The sequence below is a fragment of the Aeromonas sp. R7-2 genome (genome assembly GCF_040908105.1).
GTDB lineage: Bacteria > Pseudomonadota > Gammaproteobacteria > Enterobacterales > Aeromonadaceae > Aeromonas > Aeromonas caviae.
This window is the reverse complement of sequence record NZ_JBFODC010000011.1, coordinates 15689-34553: the sequence shown is the minus strand read 5'-3', so window position 1 is coordinate 34553 and position 18865 is coordinate 15689. Positions and strand designations below refer to the sequence as shown.

Annotated in this window: 17 protein-coding genes; 7 read left to right on the top strand and 10 right to left on the bottom strand. The window is 63.9% G+C overall.

Features of this window, described 5'->3' with window-relative positions:
- Positions 1 to 41: 41 nt before the first annotated feature.
- The gene (locus tag AB5Y47_RS01290; protein WP_010672374.1) at positions 42 to 299 is read right to left on the bottom strand and encodes an accessory factor UbiK family protein; all 258 of its coding nucleotides are present in this window, start codon (positions 297 to 299) and stop codon (positions 42 to 44) included.
- A 301-nt stretch (positions 300 to 600) separates the two neighbouring features.
- Between AB5Y47_RS01290 and AB5Y47_RS01285 the strand changes: the two genes are divergently transcribed.
- Entirely contained in the window at positions 601 to 3018 is a 2418-nt protein-coding gene (locus tag AB5Y47_RS01285) for a VolA/Pla-1 family phospholipase (RefSeq protein WP_368219631.1), read from the top strand.
- Positions 3019 to 3426: 408 nt separating this feature from the next.
- On the opposite strand, the gene glpG is transcribed toward AB5Y47_RS01285, so the two are convergent.
- Both glpG and glpE read right to left on the bottom strand, forming a co-directional pair.
- A complete protein-coding gene (gene glpG / locus AB5Y47_RS01280; protein ID WP_049636383.1) occupies positions 3427 to 4260 on the bottom strand; it encodes a rhomboid family intramembrane serine protease GlpG in 834 nt (277 codons plus the stop codon).
- 29 nt (positions 4261 to 4289) lie between these two features.
- Positions 4290 to 4613 (bottom strand): thiosulfate sulfurtransferase GlpE, encoded by a 324-nt coding sequence (gene glpE / locus AB5Y47_RS01275; RefSeq protein WP_005307320.1) that lies wholly within the window; start codon positions 4611 to 4613, stop codon positions 4290 to 4292.
- A 163-nt stretch (positions 4614 to 4776) separates the two neighbouring features.
- Between glpE and AB5Y47_RS01270 the strand changes: the two genes are divergently transcribed.
- Positions 4777 to 5370: a LysE family translocator gene (locus tag AB5Y47_RS01270; protein ID WP_010672378.1), complete on the top strand. Its 594-nt coding sequence runs from the start codon at positions 4777 to 4779 to the stop codon at positions 5368 to 5370.
- Here AB5Y47_RS01270 and AB5Y47_RS01265 read toward each other — a convergent pair.
- From AB5Y47_RS01265 to AB5Y47_RS01240, 6 genes are all read right to left on the bottom strand, one after another.
- Positions 5349 to 6194, bottom strand: a complete 846-nt coding sequence (locus AB5Y47_RS01265) for an AraC family transcriptional regulator (RefSeq protein ID WP_319895807.1) — start codon at positions 6192 to 6194, stop codon at positions 5349 to 5351. The genes AB5Y47_RS01270 and AB5Y47_RS01265 overlap by 22 nt on opposite strands.
- An 82-nt stretch (positions 6195 to 6276) precedes the next feature.
- Complete coding sequence (locus AB5Y47_RS01260; RefSeq protein WP_010672380.1) at positions 6277 to 6978, bottom strand: ABC transporter ATP-binding protein; 702 nt, start codon at positions 6976 to 6978, stop codon at positions 6277 to 6279.
- A gap of 10 nt (positions 6979 to 6988) precedes the next feature.
- On the bottom strand, positions 6989 to 7762 hold the full coding sequence (gene livG / locus AB5Y47_RS01255) for a high-affinity branched-chain amino acid ABC transporter ATP-binding protein LivG (protein ID WP_010672381.1): 774 nt from the start codon (positions 7760 to 7762) through the stop codon (positions 6989 to 6991).
- Positions 7759 to 9027, bottom strand: coding sequence for a high-affinity branched-chain amino acid ABC transporter permease LivM (locus tag AB5Y47_RS01250; RefSeq protein ID WP_039041002.1), 1269 nt, complete (start codon positions 9025 to 9027; stop codon positions 7759 to 7761). The genes livG and AB5Y47_RS01250 overlap by 4 nt, the downstream gene beginning before the upstream one ends.
- Before the next feature lie 82 nt (positions 9028 to 9109).
- Complete coding sequence (gene livH, locus AB5Y47_RS01245; protein ID WP_010672383.1) at positions 9110 to 10036, bottom strand: high-affinity branched-chain amino acid ABC transporter permease LivH; 927 nt, start codon at positions 10034 to 10036, stop codon at positions 9110 to 9112.
- Positions 10037 to 10102: 66 nt separating this feature from the next.
- The gene (locus AB5Y47_RS01240; RefSeq protein WP_039041003.1) at positions 10103 to 11224 is read right to left on the bottom strand and encodes a branched-chain amino acid ABC transporter substrate-binding protein; all 1122 of its coding nucleotides are present in this window, start codon (positions 11222 to 11224) and stop codon (positions 10103 to 10105) included.
- 435 nt (positions 11225 to 11659) lie between these two features.
- Between AB5Y47_RS01240 and AB5Y47_RS01235 the strand changes: the two genes are divergently transcribed.
- Positions 11660 to 12664, top strand: a complete 1005-nt coding sequence (locus AB5Y47_RS01235; protein ID WP_010672385.1) for a substrate-binding domain-containing protein — start codon at positions 11660 to 11662, stop codon at positions 12662 to 12664.
- Positions 12665 to 12746: 82 nt separating this feature from the next.
- Here the strand turns inward: AB5Y47_RS01235 and norR are convergent, their stop codons facing one another.
- Positions 12747 to 14273 (bottom strand): nitric oxide reductase transcriptional regulator NorR, encoded by a 1527-nt coding sequence (gene norR, locus AB5Y47_RS01230; protein ID WP_368219629.1) that lies wholly within the window; start codon positions 14271 to 14273, stop codon positions 12747 to 12749.
- 170 nt (positions 14274 to 14443) lie between these two features.
- Here norR and norV point away from each other — a divergent pair, with 170 nt between their 5' ends.
- From norV to AB5Y47_RS01210, 4 genes are all read left to right on the top strand, one after another.
- Complete coding sequence (gene norV, locus AB5Y47_RS01225; protein WP_368219627.1) at positions 14444 to 15928, top strand: anaerobic nitric oxide reductase flavorubredoxin; 1485 nt, start codon at positions 14444 to 14446, stop codon at positions 15926 to 15928.
- Positions 15925 to 17091 carry an NADH:flavorubredoxin reductase NorW gene (gene norW / locus AB5Y47_RS01220; protein WP_368219626.1) on the top strand — a complete coding sequence of 389 codons (1167 nt, stop codon included), beginning with the start codon at positions 15925 to 15927 and terminating at the stop codon, positions 17089 to 17091. Before norV ends, norW begins: the two co-directional genes overlap by 4 nt.
- Positions 17092 to 17142: 51 nt before the next feature.
- Positions 17143 to 17484 carry a DUF1971 domain-containing protein gene (locus AB5Y47_RS01215; RefSeq protein WP_049636368.1) on the top strand — a complete coding sequence of 114 codons (342 nt, stop codon included), beginning with the start codon at positions 17143 to 17145 and terminating at the stop codon, positions 17482 to 17484.
- Positions 17485 to 17604: 120 nt separating this feature from the next.
- Positions 17605 to 18822: a 4Fe-4S binding protein gene (locus AB5Y47_RS01210; protein WP_368219624.1), complete on the top strand. Its 1218-nt coding sequence runs from the start codon at positions 17605 to 17607 to the stop codon at positions 18820 to 18822.
- Positions 18823 to 18865: the final 43 nt, after the last annotated feature.

Genomic DNA, 18865 nt, shown 5'->3' with positions numbered 1-18865 from the left:
CCTGGCTGGGGTTTGTGCTATCTACGGCGGGTCACGCCGGATCATTCGCCCTTGGCAGCGAGCTGCTGCTCGAGCTGGGCCAGCTTGGCCTCGAGGGCGGTCAGCTTCTCCCGGGTGCGCAGCAGCACCTTGGTCTGCACGTCGAACTCCTCGCGGCTCACCAGATCCAGCTTGTTGAGCTGGGCCTGCAAGACCTGACGGGTCTTTTTCTCCACCTCTTCACCCATGCTGCGAATGCCGGGGGGCAGGGCGTTGTGTATCTGTTTGGCGATCTCTTCCAGTTTTTTCGGGTCGATCATGGGGGTCTCCTTAAGCAATGGCGCCATTCTACCGACAAATCGTCCCCTTTGCCGAGATCGGGGCGGCTTTTTGCGCCATGGATCCCATCGGGCTCTGGTCGGGTCTGGTTGATGCACCCTGGCTGCTACCCTGTGACACCGGGAATCAATTCCAATTCCTTGATGGTGTACACAAAAAAATCAGATCAGATGACTGACCAGAGGCTTATTAATTGTTGCGTTGCTGTTAATATGATTCGGTCGGGTTTGAACCCTACCCCGTCAGGCTCATCATGGATAACAACATAAAAGAGATAAGGATATGAAGAAAAAGCTAATTTACGCGGCCGTCGTCAGTGCGCTGCTGAGCGGTTGTGGTGGCAGTGACGACAACACAGGCGATACCTCAAGCTATCTCGATTATCTGCTGAGCGGCTCCAATGCAGTCCGACCCAGCGCCCTGGCAGCCCGTGCGACCGACGGTACCCTGAAATTCTCCACGGAAACGGCGGATCTCTCCAACCCGGTGTCCGCCCTCTCCACCCTGGATGGCTGGTCGACTACCCAGGCGATCCAGATAGTGCCGGTGACGGCCTCCGGCATCCAGGTCAAGGCGCCGGCCGCTGCTGAATTCGCAGCCTCCGTGGCACCCCTCTACCTGATGGAGCTGGAGTTTGACAGTGCGGCCCTGCGTCCGAGCGGCGTGAAAAAGGTGCTGACCTACGGAGTGGACTTCGTGGTGGCTGAGACGACCGGCAAGCTGAATCTGGTGCCGCTCAAGCCGCTCAACCCCTCTTCCTACTACATGATAGTGGCGACCGATACCCTCAAAGACAGCACGGGTGCCCCCCTGCGACCGGGGAGCGACTACAGCAACTACAAGACCAGCACCGGCAGCAACGCCCAGGAGCAGACCATCAGCGGCCTGATTGCGCTGCAGGAAGGGCTGTTCAAGGCTGCCACCGGCATCACCAGCGATCACGTGATCTTCTCCGACTGGTTCGGTACCCAGTCCGGCGCCGACGTGCTGGTGGCGGTGAAAGGGGCGGCCGCATCCGTGCTCAAGAGCCCGACCCTGGACGCCGCCGCTCTGTGGAAGCAGGACGCCCTGGGCAATACCAGCCTGCCTGGCACCTATACCCTGTCGGTGAGCGGCGGCAGCCCCTTCCTGACCCAGCTGGACGCCGAGAACTTCCTGCCCCAGGAGCAGAAGGATGCGATTGCCGCCGTTTTTGGTGACGGCACTCCACTCCACAATCTGGCCTTGGGCACCACCGTCTACAGCGGCACCGTCAAGCTGCCCTACTTCCTCTCCTCCCCGGCCACCGCCGGCTCCTGGGACAAGGCGAAGACCCAGTCCTGGCACGGTGCCATCCCCAGCCTCTACGCCATCGCGAACGCCCTGAAGGCCCAGGATGCCGAAGTGATCGGCGGCCTGGTGGGGGCGGGTGTGGATCCGGCCCTGCTGGGCGAACTCATCGCCGATCCGAGCCGCCAGGCCGAGCTGCTGGCGGAGGCGAGCAAGTTGATCGGGGTGACCCTCACCTCCGGCGGCAAGGCGCTGGATCCCGAGATGAATATCGGGCGCTTCAACCCGCTGCCGGCATTGGAAGAGGTGCAGTCCGTCCCGATGCGGATCTTCGCCGCCGCACCGCTGGCGAACATCACCGACGTGATCATCTATCAGCACGGCGTCACCTCCGTGAAGGAGAACGCCTACGCCCTGGCCCTTGGCCAGATTGGTGCCGGTGCCCAGGCGAGCAAGAACGTGGCCGTGGTGGTGATCGATCATCCGTTGCACGGTGAACGCGGCTTCGCCCTGACCGGCAGCATGGACTCGGTGACCACCTCCGACAACCCGACCCCCTACCTGAACCTGAGCTACCTGACCGTGGCCCGCGACAACCTGAAACAGAGCGTGGCGGATCTGCTGGGCCTGCGTCTGGCGGTGGGGCTGGCAAATGCCAAGGGGGCTATCGGCACTGCTGGCAGCCTCAAGGTACACTTCCTGGGTCACTCTCTGGGTGCCATCGCGGGGGCCAACCTGCTGGCGGTGGCCAACCAGTCTGTTGGCAACCCGACGGCAGACGCCCTGTTCAAGTTCGACACTGGCGGCCTGGCCATGCCGGGTGGCGGCATAGCGCCGCTGTTGCTGAACTCGCCGACTTTCGGCCCGACCATCCAGATGAGCGTGCTGACCGCTGGCAGTGCGGCCCTGAAGGCAGCCTTCACCGCCTACGCCCCGAACTGCAAGACGGCGGTGCCGACCTGCTTCGTCAACGAGTTCCTGCCGAGCCAGGATGCGGCCACCCAGGCCACGGCGGCCAGCACCCTGCAGAGCTACAGCTTCGCGGCGCAGTCGGTGCTGGATTCGGCAGACCCCATCAACCTGGGGAGCGGTATCGCGGCGGACTTCCCGCTGTTTGCCACCGAAATCGTCGGCGACGGCGCCCTGAGCCTGTCGGATCGAGTGATCCCGAACAGCATCGCCACCGCCCCCCTGGGTGGCACAGAGCCGCTGTTCAAGGTCCTGGCCCTGCAACCGCTGACCGCCACCGGCGCCGCCAACCACAGAGCGGCCCGCTTCGTGGCCGGGGGTCACAGCTCGCTGCTGGCACCGGACGAGAACTTCGATCCGACCGGCGCCGTCACCACCGAGATGCAGACCCAGTTCGGCAGCTTCTTCGCAAGCGGCGGTACCGCGGTCAAGGTGACCGACGGCAGCCTGCTCAAGCAGTAAGCCGGCCGACCAATAAAAACGCCGCCCCTTGGGGCGGCGTTTTTTTATGGCAAATCGGCTCAGGCTGGCCTGTGGCGCCTGTCCAGCCAGCCTTGGGCAAGACCGATCAGCAGGCCCGCCAGGTGAGCCATGTTGGTGGTCGCTTTGGTTGCCGAGCCGTTGCCGGCAACCAGGCCTCACCCCGGCCTGTGGTGTCTGTCCAGCCAGCCCTGGGCAAGGCCGACCAGCAGGCCCGCCGGTGAGCTATGTTGGTGGTCGCTATGGTTGCCGAGCCGTTGCCGGAACCAGGCGTCACCCCGGCCTGTGGTGTCTGTCCAGCCAGCCTTGGGCAAGGCCGACCAGCAGGCCCGCCAGGTGAGCTATGTTGGTGGTCGCTTTGGTTGCCGAGCAGTTGCCGGCAACCAGGCCTCACCCCGGCCTGTGGTGCCTGTCCAGCCAGCCTTGGGCAAGACCGACCAGCAGGCCGACCAAATGGGCCATGTTGGCGGTGGGGGTGCCGAGCATGTCCAGGAAGCCGAGCACCAGCCAGACCAGCATGAAGCCCATCAGGGCTGGCGGCATGGCGAGGCCGCAATCCGGTTGCAGCCTGGTTCGCAGCCAGCTGTAGCCGAGCAGGGCATAGACCACCCCGGAGAGGCCGCCAAAGCGCGGGCCGCTGGCAAAGAACTCGGCGATATTGGGCAGGGCAGCCCCGACGATGAGCAGGATGAACAGCTTGCCGCTGCCAAGGCGCTGCTCGATCTGACCACCGAGATACCACCACCACAACAGGTTGAACACCAGGTGCAGCACCGAGAAGTGGATGAAGGCCGGAGTGACGTAGCGCCAGGCCTGCCAGTCGGTGAACTGGGCCAGGGTGGGGTGGAAGGCGAGCTCGTCGAAGATGGGCAGGCCGATGGCATCCAGAGCGTAGATGGCCAGGCAGGCGATGATGACCACCAGGGTCAGAGGGCCCGCCTGGTGGAGGAAGTCGGTGACCGGATCCGTCATCCCCTTGCTGTAGTCGATCCGGGCATCGGCATGGCCGGATTGCCAGGAGGCCTCCATGTAGCGGGGATGATTGGGTTCGCTCAGGAAGCGTTTGACCTCCTGCTGGGCCTGGGCGAGGCGCCGTTCGTCCGCCAGCCAGACCGAGACGCCGAGCTCGGACTGGGTCAGCTCGCACGGAATGCCCAGGGTAGCGAGATAATCCACCAGCGCCTGGGCCATGCGGGCGTCGCCCAGCACCAGCAGTTGGATCATGCCGGTCGAGGAGGAGCGACCCGCCTCTGTCATGCGTCCCCCGCCTGGATGGGGAACTCCCTGCGCCAGGCCTCGAAACCGCCATCCAGGCTATAGACCTCGTCATAGCCCTGTTGCAGCAGGTACTGGGCCGCCCCCTGGCTGCTGTTGCCGTGATAGCACATCACGATGACGGGGGTATCGAAGTCCACCTCGTTCATAAAGCGAACCAGGGTGCCGTTGGTGAGGTGGAAGGCGCCGACCGCGTGGGCCGTCTCGAAGGATTGGGGATCGCGAATGTCCACGAGACGGGCTTCGCCTGCGCTCAGCTTCTGGTGGGCATCATGGGCGCTGATATGGGCAAACTGGTCCATTGAGATGTCCTGAAAATGGAGGGTTGAAGGGCAGTTTACCGCAAGCGGCGGTTTGCGCTAAGTGTGCAATGGGGGCGGCATCCAGGGGATCGCAATTTTCTTCAATATCGGGCCGCCCGGGCCGGGTAGGCTCGGGCTTCCCTCAATTGAACGAGCATCATCCATGGAATTCAGTCTGCTGTTATCCATGGCCGGGTTTGCCCTAGCCATGTCCATCTCCCCGGGGCCGGTCAATCTGGTCGCCCTTGGCACCGGCGCCCGGTACGGTTTCACGGCCAGCCTGCGCCACGTGGTGGGGGCCACCCTCGGCTTCATCCTGCTGCTCCTGCTGATGGGGCTGGGTCTTGGCGGCGCCCTGTCCCGCTGGCCTGTGGCGCTGGGGGCCATTCACTGGGGCGGCGTGCTCTTTCTCGGCTGGATGGCCTGGCAGTTGCTGGTGGACAGCGGCGAGGTGGAGGAAGTGGAGGGCGTACCCCCCGCTTTCTGGTACGGGGCCTTGATGCAGTGGCTCAATCCCAAGGCCTGGCTCGCCGCCAGCATGGGGATGGGAGCCTATGGGATCGCGGGCGGCATGAGCCAGATCGCCCTCTTTACCGGCATCTATCTGGTGATCTGCCTCGGCTCCATCGCCTGCTGGGCCTATGCGGGCAGCCGATTGCAGGGGTGGCTGGTCTCTCCCCGCCGGTTGCGCTGGTTCAATCGGGCCATGGCGCTCTTGCTGCTGCTCAGCGCCGCCTATCTGGTGCGCTCGTCCTGAGGGGCGAGCTGCGCTCTGTACTGGCCCGGGGTGGCGGCCACCCGGCGTTTGAACTGGCGCTGGAAGTGGGCCTGATCGGCAAAACCGCTGGCAAGGGCCACTTCCGCCAGGGGCTGCCCCTGGCGCAGCAGGGTGCGGGCGTGGCGAATGCGCTGATCGAGCAGGTAGGCGTGGGGCGTCATGCCGTAGTGGCGGCTGAAGGCACGCACGAAGTGGGAAGGGGTAAGCCCGGCCACCGCACTCAGCTGTGCCAGGGTGAGGGCGCAGGCACTCTCGTCCTGCATCAGCTCGGCGGCTTGCTGCAGGTGCCGGGGAGGGCGGTCATCCCACTTGGCCGGGGTGAGCCTGGCCAGAAGCTGGCGGCTGAAGAGGTGGCAGGCCACTTCGCGAGCCAGGGGATCCGGCTCCGCCACCAGTTGCCGATGAAGCCGGCAGAGCCCCTGGTAGAGCAGGGGATCCCGGCTTGCGGTCATGTCGAAGGGGCGAAACGCGTTGCCGAGCCCGGCCTCCTCCTGCTGGCGCTGCAACCAGAGGTTGTCGATGTAGAACATCAGATAGGACCAGGGCTGGTCCGCGACGGGATTGCAGGCATGCACCTCTTCCGGGTTCATCAGCACCAGGCTGCCGCGGCCGACCTCTTGCAGGCTGCGCTGGTTGAGGTAGTGGCTGTGGCCGCCGGTGATGGCACCGATGGAGAAGTGGGGGTGGCTGTGCTTGTCATAGCAGACGCGCCGGCCATCCTGCACCGCCCGCGCCTCGATGAAGGGCAGGGCGGGATCGTGCCAGAAGTGGTGCTGATCCTGCGTCGCCCGCGCACGGCTCACGATGTGCTCCTCGGCGGGGGGCTGTTCCCCTGCCGGGCTCGGGGAGCGCGGCAGGGGAAGGGTGACGATGGTTGCTGCATCCTCAGCCGCCGAGATAGGCCTGGCGGACGGCGGGGTTGGCCAGCAGGGCCTCTCCCGTGTCTTGCAGCACCACCCGGCCGTTCTCCAGCACATAGCCGCGATCCGCCAGCTTGAGCGCCTGGTTCGCGTTCTGCTCCACCAGGAAGATGGTCATCCCCTTCTGGCGCAGTTGCTCTATGGTGTCGAAGATCTGCTGGATGACGATGGGCGCGAGTCCCAGGGAGGGTTCATCCAGCAGCAGCAGGCGCGGCTTGCTCATCAGGGCGCGGCCGATGGCCAGCATCTGCTGCTCGCCGCCGGACATGGTGCCTGCCCGCTGCTCCAGCCGCTCGTGCAGGCGGGGGAACAGGGTAAAAATCTGATCCAGCAGGCCGCGCTGCTCCGCCTTGTCGACGAAGAAGGCCCCCATCAGCAGGTTCTCCTCCACCGTGAGGCGGGCGAAGATGCGGCGCCCCTCCGGCACCACGGCGATGTCCTTGCGCATGATGCGGGCGGTGGTGAGAGAGTCTATCTGCTCCCCCTCGAACCAGATGGAACCGCTGCTGGGCTTGGGCTCGCCACACAGGGTCATCAGCAGAGTGGTCTTGCCGGCGCCGTTGGCGCCGATCAGGGTGACGATTTCCCCCTCTTTCACCTCGACGCTGACGTCGTGCAGCGCCTGAATTTTGCCGTAGTGGGTCGATACGTTGCGAAGTTCTAACATCTTTTTGTCCTTACGACTCGCCCAGATAGGCCTTGATCACCGCCGGATTGCTGCGGATTTCGTCCGGTTTGCCGTGGGCCAGCGGGGTGCCCTGGTTGACCACGAAGATGCGGTTGGAGATCTCCATCACCAGCTTCATGTCGTGCTCGATCAGCAGCACCGAGACCCCGAACTCGTCCCTCAGGTTGGAGATGAGCTCGTTGAGCTCGTCGGTCTCCTTGGGGTTGAGGCCTGCGGCCGGTTCATCGAGCATCAGCAGCTCGGGCCGGGTCGCCATGCAGCGGGCGATCTCGAGGCGGCGCTGCTGGCCGTAAGCCAGGTTGCCCGCGGCGCGGTTGGCGAGATCCTTGAGGCCCACCTTTTCCAGCCAGAAGGCGGACTGCTCCAGCCCCTCTTTCTCGGCGCGGCGGAAGGAGGGGGTCTTGAACAGGCCGGCGATGAAGCCGGTATTGAGATGCCTGTGCTGGGCCACCAGCAGGTTTTCCACCGCTGTCATCTCCTTGAACAGGCGCACGTGCTGGAAAGTCCGCACTATGCCCTTGCGGGCGATGAGGTGGCCGGGCAACCCCTGGATCTCCTCACCCTTGTAGCGAATGACACCGCCACTCGGGCGATAGAAGCCGGTCAGGCAGTTGAAGATGGTGGTCTTGCCCGCCCCGTTGGGGCCGATGATGGAGATCACCTCCCCCTTTTCCACATCCAGCTTGACGCCGTTGACCGCGAGCAGGCCGCCAAAGCGCATCGACAGATCTGAGACATCCAACAATGGTTGATTGTTGCTCATTTACGCAGCTCCATATGGGGTCGACTCATGGGCAGCAGTCCCTGCGGCCGCCAGATCATCATGAATACCATCAAGAGACCGAACATCAGCATGCGATATTCGTTGAACTCGCGGGCGAGCTCCGGCAGCACCGTCATCACGATGGCCGCCAGCACGACCCCGATCTGGGACCCCATGCCCCCCAGCACCACAATCGCAAGGACGATGGCCGACTCGATGAAGACGAAGGATTCCGGGCTGATGAAGCCCTGGCGCGAGGCGAAGAAGCTGCCGGCAAAGCCCGCGAAGCAAGCGCCTATGGTGAAGGCGGTCAGCTTGATGATGGTGGGGTTGAGCCCCAGGGACTTGCAGGCGATCTCGTCTTCCCGCAGCGCCTCCCAGGCACGGCCGAGCGGCATGCGCAGCAGGCGGTTGATGACGAACAGGGTCGCCACTACCAGCACCAGGGCCATCAGGTAGAGGAAGATCACCTTGTGGTTGGCGTTGTAGGCGATGCCGAAGAAGTCGTGGAAGGTGCCAAAGCCCCCGTCCTTGACGGTGCGGTTGAACTCGAGCCCCCCCAGGGTCGGTTTCGGAATGCCGGAGATCCCGTTCGGACCGCCGGTCAGGGTGGTCATGTTGTTGAGCAGGATGCGGATGATCTCGCCAAAGCCCAGGGTGACGATGGCCAGGTAGTCCCCCCGCAGCCGCAGCACCGGGAACCCGAGCAGGAAGCCGAAGGTGGCCGCCAGCAGACCTGCGATGGGCAGACACTCCCAGAAGCTCAGACCGAAGTAGGTGTTGAGCAGGGCGTAGCTGTAGGCGCCGACCGCATAGAAGCCGACATAGCCGAGGTCGAGCAGACCGGCGAGGCCCACTACCACGTTCAGTCCCAGCCCCAGCATGATGTAAATCAGGGTGAGGGTGGCCAGATCGATGGCGCCGCGAGAGGCCATGAAGGGCCAGCTCACCGCAAACAGCAGCACCAGCACGGCGGTGAGGTTATAGAGCTTGGGGGCCTCTTCGGGGCTTGGCAGCACCAGCTTGGTGAAGCCGACGGAGAAGCCGCTGATGGAAGCCTGGAACAGCCGGCTTATCTGGCCGCGCAGCATCTGGAACCAGAAGACGATGGTGGCGCCCCCCAGCAGCCAGGCCAGCGACACATCGAGGCGGCTCACCACCAGCAGGCGGGAGCCATCGGTCTCCAGCTTGAAGCCGAGCAGCCAGAAGGAGAGCACCAGCAGCACCAGGCTGGCGATGCAGGCATGGATAAATTGACGTTTCATCAGACTTTCTCCACTTCCGGACGGCCGAGAATGCCAGTGATGGTCATGAACAGCAGCACGAGGGCATGCATAGATTGGTTTTTCATACCTTCTCGACCTCCGGACGACCCAGGATGCCGGTGGGCATGAAGAGCAACACGAAGATGAGCAGGGCGAACGCCATCACATCCTTGTACTCGGTGCTGAGATAGCCCGCGGTGAGCGCTTCCACCACGCCGAGCAGCAGGCCGCCCAGTACGGCACCGGGAATGCTGCCGATGCCGCCCAATACCGCGGCGGTGAAGGCCTTCAAGCCTGCCATGAAGCCGAGATAGGGGTTGATGACACCGTAGTACATGCCGAGCAGCACCCCCGCGACGGCGGCCAGGGCGGCCCCCAGCACGAAGGTGATGGAGATGACCACGTGGGTGTCTATCCCTAACAGGTTGGCCATCTTGATGTCTTCGGAACAGGCTCGGCAGGCACGCCCCATGCGGGAGCGGCCGATGAACTGGGTCAACGCCAGCATGGTGACGAAGGTCACCACGAAGATGATGAGCTGCATGTAGGAGAGGCTGGCCTGGAAGCCATCCTCGCCGCCGAGGGTCCAGCCCCCGGAGATCAGAGTGGGCATGGCGATGTCACGCGAGCCCTGGGCCATCCGCATCATGTTCTGCAGGAAGATCGACATGCCGATGGCGGAGATGAGGGGGATCAGGCGGTTGCCGCCCCGCAGCGGACGATAAGCCACCCGCTCTATGGACCAGCCATAGCTGCCGGTGATGATGATGCTGACCAGGAAGGCGCCCCCCAGCAGCAGCACGGTGCTGTCGATGCCCATCATCATGAGCCCGGCCATCACCATGAAGGCGACATAGGAGCCGATCATGTAGACCTCGCCGTGGGCGAAGTTGATCATGCCGATGATGCCGTAGACCATGGTGTAGCCGATGGCGATCAACGCATAGGTGCTGCCTATGGTCAATCCGTTCAGCAACTGCTGAACCAGATAAAGAAGGTGTTCGGACATACCGCGTTCCCTGTGTACTTGCCCGCAAAGAAAGGAGGGGTGACTCACGTCACCCCGACCGGCAGATTATTTGAGTTGAGTGGAGGTACCGTCGGCGTGCCACTGGAACACACCGAACTCGAAGCCTTTCAGGTCACCGTTCGGTGCCCAGGTCAGGGGGCCCATCACGGTGTCGATCGGTGCGGCCTTGATGGCGGCAGCGACGGCAGCCGGATCATCCTCGCCCGCCTTGGCGATACCGGCCGCCAGGGCCTGCATGGCGGCATAGGTGGTCCAGACGAACGGACCGGAGGAGTCCTGACCCTTGGCCTTGAACGCTTCTACGATGGGGGCGTTGGCCGGCACCAGGTCATATTTGTTCGGCAGGGTCACCAGCAGGCCTTCGGAAGCCGGGCCGCCGATGGCGGAGATGTCCTTGTTGCCTACGCCTTCCGGACCCATGAACTTGGCCTTCAGACCCTTCTCGCCAGCCTGGCGCAGGATCAGACCCAGCTCCGGGTGGTAGCCGCCGTAGTAGACGAAGTCGACGTTCTCTTTTTGCAGCTTGGCGATCAGGGCGGAGAAGTCCTTGTCGCCGGCGGTGATGCCCTCATAGGCAACGACCTTGACGCCGGCCTTGTCCAGCGCGGCTTTCACGCTGGAGGCGATGCCTTCACCGTACTGTTTCTTGTCGTGGATGACGGCCACGCGCTGGGGTTTGACCTGCTCGATGATGTACTTGGCGGCGGTCGGGCCCTGGTCACTGTCCAGACCGATGGTACGCAGGGTCAGCTGGTAACCGCGCTCGGTGATCTTGGGGTTGGTGGAGGCGGGGGTGACCATCAGGACCCCTTCATCTTCATAGATGTCGGAGGCGGGCAGGGTGTTGTCGGAGCAGAGGTGGCCGACCACGAACTTGACGCCGTCGTTGATCACCTTGTTGGCGATGGCCACGGCCTGCTTGGGATCGCAGGCATCGTCATAGATGACGGCTTCGATCTGCTTGCCCTTGATGCCGCCCGCCTTGTTGATCTGCTCGACCGCCATCTTGCCGCCGGTGAACTGCATGTCACCGTACTGGGCGACCGGGCCGGTCAGGGGGCCGGCGATGCCGATCTTGATGGTGTCGGCCGCATTGGCCATGGAAACTGATCCAAACAGAGCCAAAGAAACCGCTGCTCTGACTGCCATTTTGCTGAAGTTATGCATTGATTCGTCCCTTAATCAGTGAATTGTTTCATTTTATGCACGTCATTCCGAGCCTGTGTCCCGCCAGCCCGGCGATAGATAAGGTTCTATCATTCCTCGCCGGGCAATAACAAGATGTTAAAGATACTAACCGGAGCAGGCGCGAGAGGGGTTTTGTGAAACTAACACGCAGTTTATTGCTGTTTATTGGAGTTTAATGTCGCCGCGATGGTGCAACATACAGATAACAAATTGTCATGGTGACAATTTCCAGAGTAAAAAACTGACGATATTTCATTCTGCGTCCGCTCTCATTTTGACCAAAATCCGTTTGCGCAAAAAGAAATGACCGCATAGATTAGCCAGCATTGATAATTCACTGGCAGCGCCCGTTAAAACCAAGCCTTTATTCGGGAAATCTGCTACTGTTCCGCCTTTGTTATTCAGGAGACAGAGATGGCAACTATCAAGGATGTCGCCTCGCGCGCAGGCGTATCCATCTCCACCGTCTCACATGTACTCAATCACACCCGTCGGGTCAGCGAAGACGCAACCCAGAAAGTGCTTGAGGCGGTGGCAGAGCTGAACTACGCGCCCAACTCGGTGGCGCGCAGTCTCAAGATCAATTCGACCAAGACCATTGGCATGCTGGTGACCACCAGTGCCAACCCCTTCTTCGCGGAAGTGGTACAGGGGGTGGAAGCCTACTGCTTCGAGCAGGGTTACAGCCTGATCCTGTGCAACACCGAGAACCAGCCGCCACGCCAGCAGCACTATCTGCGCATGCTGATGGAGAAGCGGGTCGACGGTCTGCTGGTGCTGGGGACCGATATCGACACCCAGTTCAGGGACATGCTGCGTATCCACAAAAACGTGCCGCAAGTGGTGCTGGACTGGGGCAACGAGTGCGATTTCGCCAACGTGATCAACGACAACGCCCGCATCGGCGCGCGTCTGGCGGTGCGTCATCTGCTGGAGCAGGGCCACACCAACATCGTCTGCATCACCGGCCATCTCGCCAAGCCGACTACCCAGCAACGGCTGGACGGGGTGCGCGATGCCTTGGCTGAACAGGGGATGACCCTGAAAGAAGAGCAGATCTTCGAAGGGGACTACGAGAGCCAGAGCGGCTTCGATGCCATGCAGCGCATCCTGGCCCTCACCCCTCGCCCGACCGCGGTCTTTGCCTTCGACGATCCCATGGCCATCGGTGCCATCTGCGCCGCCTGGGAGGCCGGGGTCAAGGTGCCGGACGATATCTCCATGATCGGCTATGACGACGTGGAGATGGCGCGCTTCTCCAGCCCGCCGCTCACCACCATCCGCCACCCCAAGGCCGAGCTCGGTCTGCTGGCGGTGCAGCAACTGGTGAGCCGGATCCGCAACAAGGAGCTGGAAGTGGAGTCCATGACGGTGCAGCCCGAGCTCATTGTCCGCCGCTCGGTCAAGTCCCTGCGCTGACGGCGCCACGGGTGCCATGAACAAGAAACCCCCTCGCCAGCGAGGGGGTTTCTGTTTTTGGGCCCCTCTCGTATCTGGGGCGTCAGGCCTTGAGGCCGAGCCGTCTGGCGAGGCGGTGCAGGTTGCCGCCGTCCAGATCCAGCGCCCGGGCGGTGGCGGCCCAGTTGCCGTCATGGGCCGTCAGGGTCTGCTCGATGAGCTGGCGCTGGAACAGATCGGTGGCGGCGCGAAGGCCGAGGCCGGCAATGGCCGGAGAGGCGGGCTGGCTGACGGTGTCGGCGGGAAGGGATGAGCCCGTCGGTCCCAGGTTGAAGTGGTGGGGTTTCAGGGTCGGCGAGGGGCTGCCCTGTTCGGCCCTGGCCAGCACGGCGGCGCGGTGGATGGCGTGCTCCAGCTCCCGCACGTTGCCGGGCCAGTCGTGGCGCTCGAGCAGTTGCAGCGCTTGTGGCTGGATACGCAGCTGATCCAGCCCCAGGCCGAGCCGGCAGCGCTCGCAAAAGTAACCGGCCAGCAGGGGAATGTCGCCTGGGCGTTCCCGCAGTGCCGGGGCGTGGATCGGGAACACGCTCAGCCGGTGGTAGAGGTCGGCCCGAAACTGCCCCTCGACCACCGCCTGTTTCAGATCCCGGTTGGTGGCCGCCAGGATGCGCACATTCACCTTGAGCGGGGTGTCGTCACCGATCCGCTGCAGATCGCCGTATTGCAGCACCCGCAGCAGCTTGGCCTGCAGCGCCAGGGAGAGCTCCCCTATCTCGTCGAGAAACAGAGTGCCCTTGTCCGCGAGCTCGAACTTGCCCGCCCGATTGTGGATGGCGCCGGTGAAGGCCCCCTTCACGTGGCCGAACAGCTCGCTCTCGGCCACGGATTCGGGCAGGGCGGCGCAGTTGAGGTAGACCAGGGGGGCATGGGCGCGGGGCGAGCCGCCATGCACCGCCTTGGCGATCAGCTCCTTGCCGACCCCGGTCTCCCCCAAAATCAGCACGTTCAGCTCGGAGCTTGCCACCACGTCTATCTCGTGGCGCAACCGGGCCATGGCGGGGGAGCGGCCAATCATCTCGGGCTGGCCCGGCCCATTCTGGGTGGAGGGAGCGAGGGGTTCGCTGCTCTGGCGGGCGAGCCGCTCCAGCAGCAGGGCGTTGTCGAGGGCGGCGGCGGCCAGAGCCCCCACCAGCCGCAGCTCCTCGTCGCTGATGCCGTCGAACTGGGCCGGGTTCATGCCGTCTATGGTCAGGGCGCCGATCAGCGCCTGATCCGAGAAGAGCGGCAGGCCGACGCAGGCGTGTACCTTGAAGTCGTCGTGATCCGGCAGCAGGCCGTCATAGGGGTCGGGCAGGGCGCTGTCGGCAGGGAAGCGCACCACATCCCCGGCGCGGGCGATGGCCTCGAGGCGCGGGTGATCCTTGAGGGCGAAGCGGCGCCCCAGCACGTCCTGCATCAGGCCGTCGATGGCCAGCGGGATGAACTGGCCCCCCTCGTAGCGCAGCAGGGCCGAGGCATCCGAGTTCAGCAGGCTGCGCACGCTCTGGATCAGGCGGTGGAAGCGGTCCTGATGAGAGATGCCGAGTTGCAGGTCGAGGGCGATGCGCGCCAGGCTGTCGGTCGAGATCACGATAATTGTCCAAATGACAGTATGTTTGTGATTTTGACTATAAAGGTGTGGTGTCTTAATGACAACGAGTGATATGCGAAGCCATTAAAAACAATGGGTTACAATTTGGCACGTCCGCTGCAATAGCTGGTTCAGTTGAACATCCACTATTGCATTCGAGGAACTGCCTGATGAGCATTCACGTCAAGAACAACATCCACTGGGTCGGCCAACGGGACTGGGAGGTACGCGACTTCCACGGCACCGAGTACAAGACCCACAAGGGCACCAGCTACAACAGCTACCTCATCCGCGAAGGGAAAAACGTGCTGATCGACACCGTCGATCACAAGTTCAGCCGGGAGTTCGTGCAGAACCTGGCGGCCGAGATCGATCTCGCTTCCATCGACTACGTGGTGATCAACCACGCCGAGGAGGATCACGCCGGCGCCCTGACCGAGCTGATGGCCCGCATCCCAGGCACCCCCATCTATTGCACCCACAACGCCATCGACTCCATCACCGGCCATCATCACCACCCGGAGTGGAACTTCCACCCGGTCAAGACCGGTGACAGCCTGGACATCGGCAACGGCAAGCAGCTGGTGTTCATCGAGACCCCCATGCTGCACTGGCCCGACAGCATGATGACCTACATGACCGAGGATGCGGTGCTCTTCTCCAACGACGCCTTCGGCCAGCACTACTGCGACGAGCACCTGTTCAACGACGAGGTGGATCAGAGCGAGCTGATGGAGCAGTGCCAGCGCTACTACGCCAACATCCTCACCCCCTTCAGCCCCCTGGTGACCGCCAAGATCAAAGAGGTGCTGGGCTTCAACCTGCCAGTGAGCATGGTGGCCACCTCCCACGGCATCGTCTGGCGCGAGGACCCCACCCAGATCATCCTGAAATACCTGGAGTGGGCCGACCACTATCAGGAAGATCGCATCACCTTGTTCTACGACTCCATGTCCAACAACACCCGCATGATGGCCGACGCCATCGCCCAGGGCATCCACGAGGTGGACCCCGGCGTGGCGGTGAAGATCTACAACGTGGCCCGCCACGACAAGAACGAGATCCTGACCCAGGTGTTCCGCTCCAAGGGGATACTGGTGGGCTCCTCCACCATGAACAACGTCATGATGCCCAAGGTGGCGGGCATGCTCGAAGAGATCACCGGCCTGCGTTTTCGCAACAAGCGCGCCTCGGCCTTCGGCAGCTACGGCTGGACCGGCGGTGCGGTGGACCGGATCCAGACCCGATTGATGGACGCAGGTTTCGACATCAGCATCGCCCTCAAGGCCAAGTGGCGCCCGGATGGTTCGGCGCTGGCCGAATGCCGCGAGCATGGCCGCCAGCTCGCCCGTCAGTGGGCGCTGCATCCGCTGGATGCGCCCCGCCCGATCACCGCTACTCATGCGGCGGTGGTACCCGTCCCCGCGATGCCTGCTGTTGAGCCGCAAGCCGCAGCGGCCGCCGCCGAATGGGACGATGACCAGGCCATGCTCTGCACCGTCTGCCAGTGGGTCTATGACCCGGCCCAGGGCGAGCCGGATCAGCTGGTGGCGCCGGGCACCCCCTGGGCCCAGGTGCCGGACAGTTTCCTTTGCCCCGGCTGCGGCATCGGCAAGGAGGTATTCGAACCCTGCTCCGTGGAGGCCTGTGTATGAGCGCGGCAATTCAAACTGACGCTGGCATCAGCCGGGAGATAGTGGTGATCGGCAGCGGCTTCGCTGCCCAGCAGCTGGTCAAGAGCCTGCGCAAGCTGGATGCCGAGCAGCCCATCCGCCTCATCACCGCCGACAGCGGTGACGAGTACAACAAGCCCGACTTGAGCCACGTGGTGAGTCGGGGCTGCCCTGCCGCAGCCATGACTCGCCAGAGCGGCAGCGATTTTGCCGAGCAGCAGCGCATCGCGCTGCTGCCACACTGCCCGGTGCATGGCATCGACCCAGCAAGGCGGTTGGTGCTGACCGAGCAGGGGGAATTCCCCTACGGCCAGCTGGTGCTGGCCACAGGGGCGAGCGCGGCGCGCCCCGATCTGCCGGGCAGCGAACACCTGGTCACCCTCAACAGCCAGCAGGAGTACGCCGCCACCGAGGCGCAACTGCGCCAGGCCCGCCGCATCCTAGTGCTGGGGGCGGGGCTCATCGGCTGCGAGCTGGCGATGGACATGGCGAGCGATGGCCGCGAGGTCACCCTGCTGGATCTGGCCGATAGCCCGCTCAGCGCCCTGTTGCCTGCTACCCTGACCCAGCCGCTGCAACAGGCCCTGCGCACCCAGGGGGTCAGTCTGCAGTTCGGGACGGGTCTCGCCAGGATCGATGCCCAGCCGGGGGATGGCTGGCGCGTCACCCTGACCGACGGGCGCGTCAGCGAGCAAGATCTGGCGATCGCCGCGATCGGCCTGCGGCCGAATCTGGCCCTGGCCCGCGGGGCCGGGCTGGCAGTGGAGCGCGGCATTCTGGTCGACGATCGGCTGCAGACCAGCGATCCCCATATCTTCGCGCTGGGGGATTGCGTGCAGTGGCAGGGCCAGCTGCTCCCCTTCCTGCAACCCATCGTGCTGGGGGCCAATGCGCTGGCGCGCACCCTGCTCGGCACGCCAACCCCGCTGGCCCTGCCCCCCATGCTGGTGAAGGTGAAGACGCCGCGCTACCCGCTGCAACTGGCGGGCCTTACCCGGGGCGAGGATCTTGCCTGGCAGTGCCGCTGGAACAGTCACGGCATGGTGGCCGAGGCGCACGGCGAAGATGGCAAGCTGTGCGGCTTCGTGGTGGGTGGGGATCAGATGAGTGCCGCCTTCCCGCTGCTGCGCCAGCTGCCCCGTTAACCCCTTTCATTGCACCGGCCGGGTCGACCCGGCCACTCAAGGAGAACCGATATGGCCATGCAACTGATCCCGTCTCACTGGGTGGTGCGTCGCTCCACCCCCTTCTTCACCCGCGAGAATGTGCCCCAGGCCCTGCTCACCCACCACAACACCGCGGCCGGCGTGTTTGGCCAACTCTGCGTGATGGAGGGCACCGTCACCTATCACGGCTTTGCCGATGAGCAGGCCGAGGAGCCCGAGGTGAGCCTGGTGATCCGGGCCGGGGAGTTTGCCACCAGCCCGCCCCGGTACTGGCACAGGGTCGAGCTGTCGGAGGATGCCCGCTTCAACATCCACTTCTGGGCCGAGCAGGCCGAATCCGACCAGCCGCTGTTCCACAGCCGCAAGGCATAAGGCTCAATCGCGGGCAGGGGCACTGGCCCGAATCTCCCCCTGTGCCTATGCAGATCAAAATAATCAACTCAGATGTTGGTTATCATTGCCGCCAGATCGGGTGTACGCAGTGGAGGATGCATGAGCATGATTGAGGCGATGACCATGGTGGCCGGACTGGTCTATCTGGTCCTGTTGGTGTTGAAAACGGGGCCGGGCTGGTCATCTCGACTCTCCCTCGGAGTGCTGGTCATTGCCTGGTTGGCGGCGGCAGATGTCAGCCTCTGGCTTGGCCTGGGGCTGGTGGTCGGCAGTCTCAGCCTGCTTCATCGCATCCAGCCCTTCCCCGCACTGGACGAGCTGGGTAGTCAGCCGCTGCGGGAGTGGGCGCGTCATCTGCTGCTGCTCTGCTGGTTGCTGGTGTCGGTGCAATATGGGGTCTATATCTGGCTGCTGGCACGGGGGACGGTTCCCTGGCTGGTGCGCCCCGACGTGGTGGACGGTTTCCTGCCCATCGCAGGTGGTCTCGGGCTGCGGGCCTGGCTCGGGCAGGGGCTGACGGACCCCCATCACCCGGCGGCCACCGTCACCGTGCTGGTGCTCTCCCTGTCGGCCCTGCTGCTGGGTCGGGCGTTTTGTGCCTGGTTCTGCCCGCTCGGGCTGGTGGGGGAGTGGCTGCACGGCCTGCGCTCGCGCCTGTTGCCGGGGGAGTGGACCCCGCCGCGCTGGCTCGATGCCGTGTTGCGCGGCCAGAAGTTTCTGGTGCTCGGCTTTTTGCTCTTCATCATATTGCTGGCGGTACCCGCCGCCGCCCTGCCCGGCTACCTCGCCAGCCCCTACCATCAGGCGGCGGACATGAAGATGGGGGCCTTCTTCTTCAACCTGACCCTGATCTCGGGCCTGTGCCTTGGCTGGGTGTTGTTGCTCACCGCCACCTTCCGGCAAGGGTTCTGCCGCTACCTCTGCCCCTATGGCGCCTGGTTCGCCCTGCTCGGCCTGCTGAGCCCATTGCGCATTCGCCGCGACCCGGACCGCTGCCTGCGAAGCCTGGGCCACGATTGTGACAAGTGCAGCCGGGTTTGCCCCTCGCGCATCCAGGTGCACCAGCTCATTGCGGTGCAGAGCCTCGAGTGCACCAGTTGCCAGAGCTGCGTGGCCGCCTGCCCCAAGCGGGCCGATGCCCTGCATCTTGGCACGCAAGGGCAGCGACTCGCCCCCCGACAACTGCTGGGACTGCTCTGTCTGTTGCTGCTGGTGTTGCCGCTGCTCTCCTACGGCTTGCTGGATCTCTGGGTCAGCCAGACACCGATCCCTGACCGCTACGAGTTGTTGCAGCGGCTGCCCTGGTTGACCCACTGAGGGGGAAAGGGAAAAAGGTGGATGATGGGGGGATCTTTCGGAT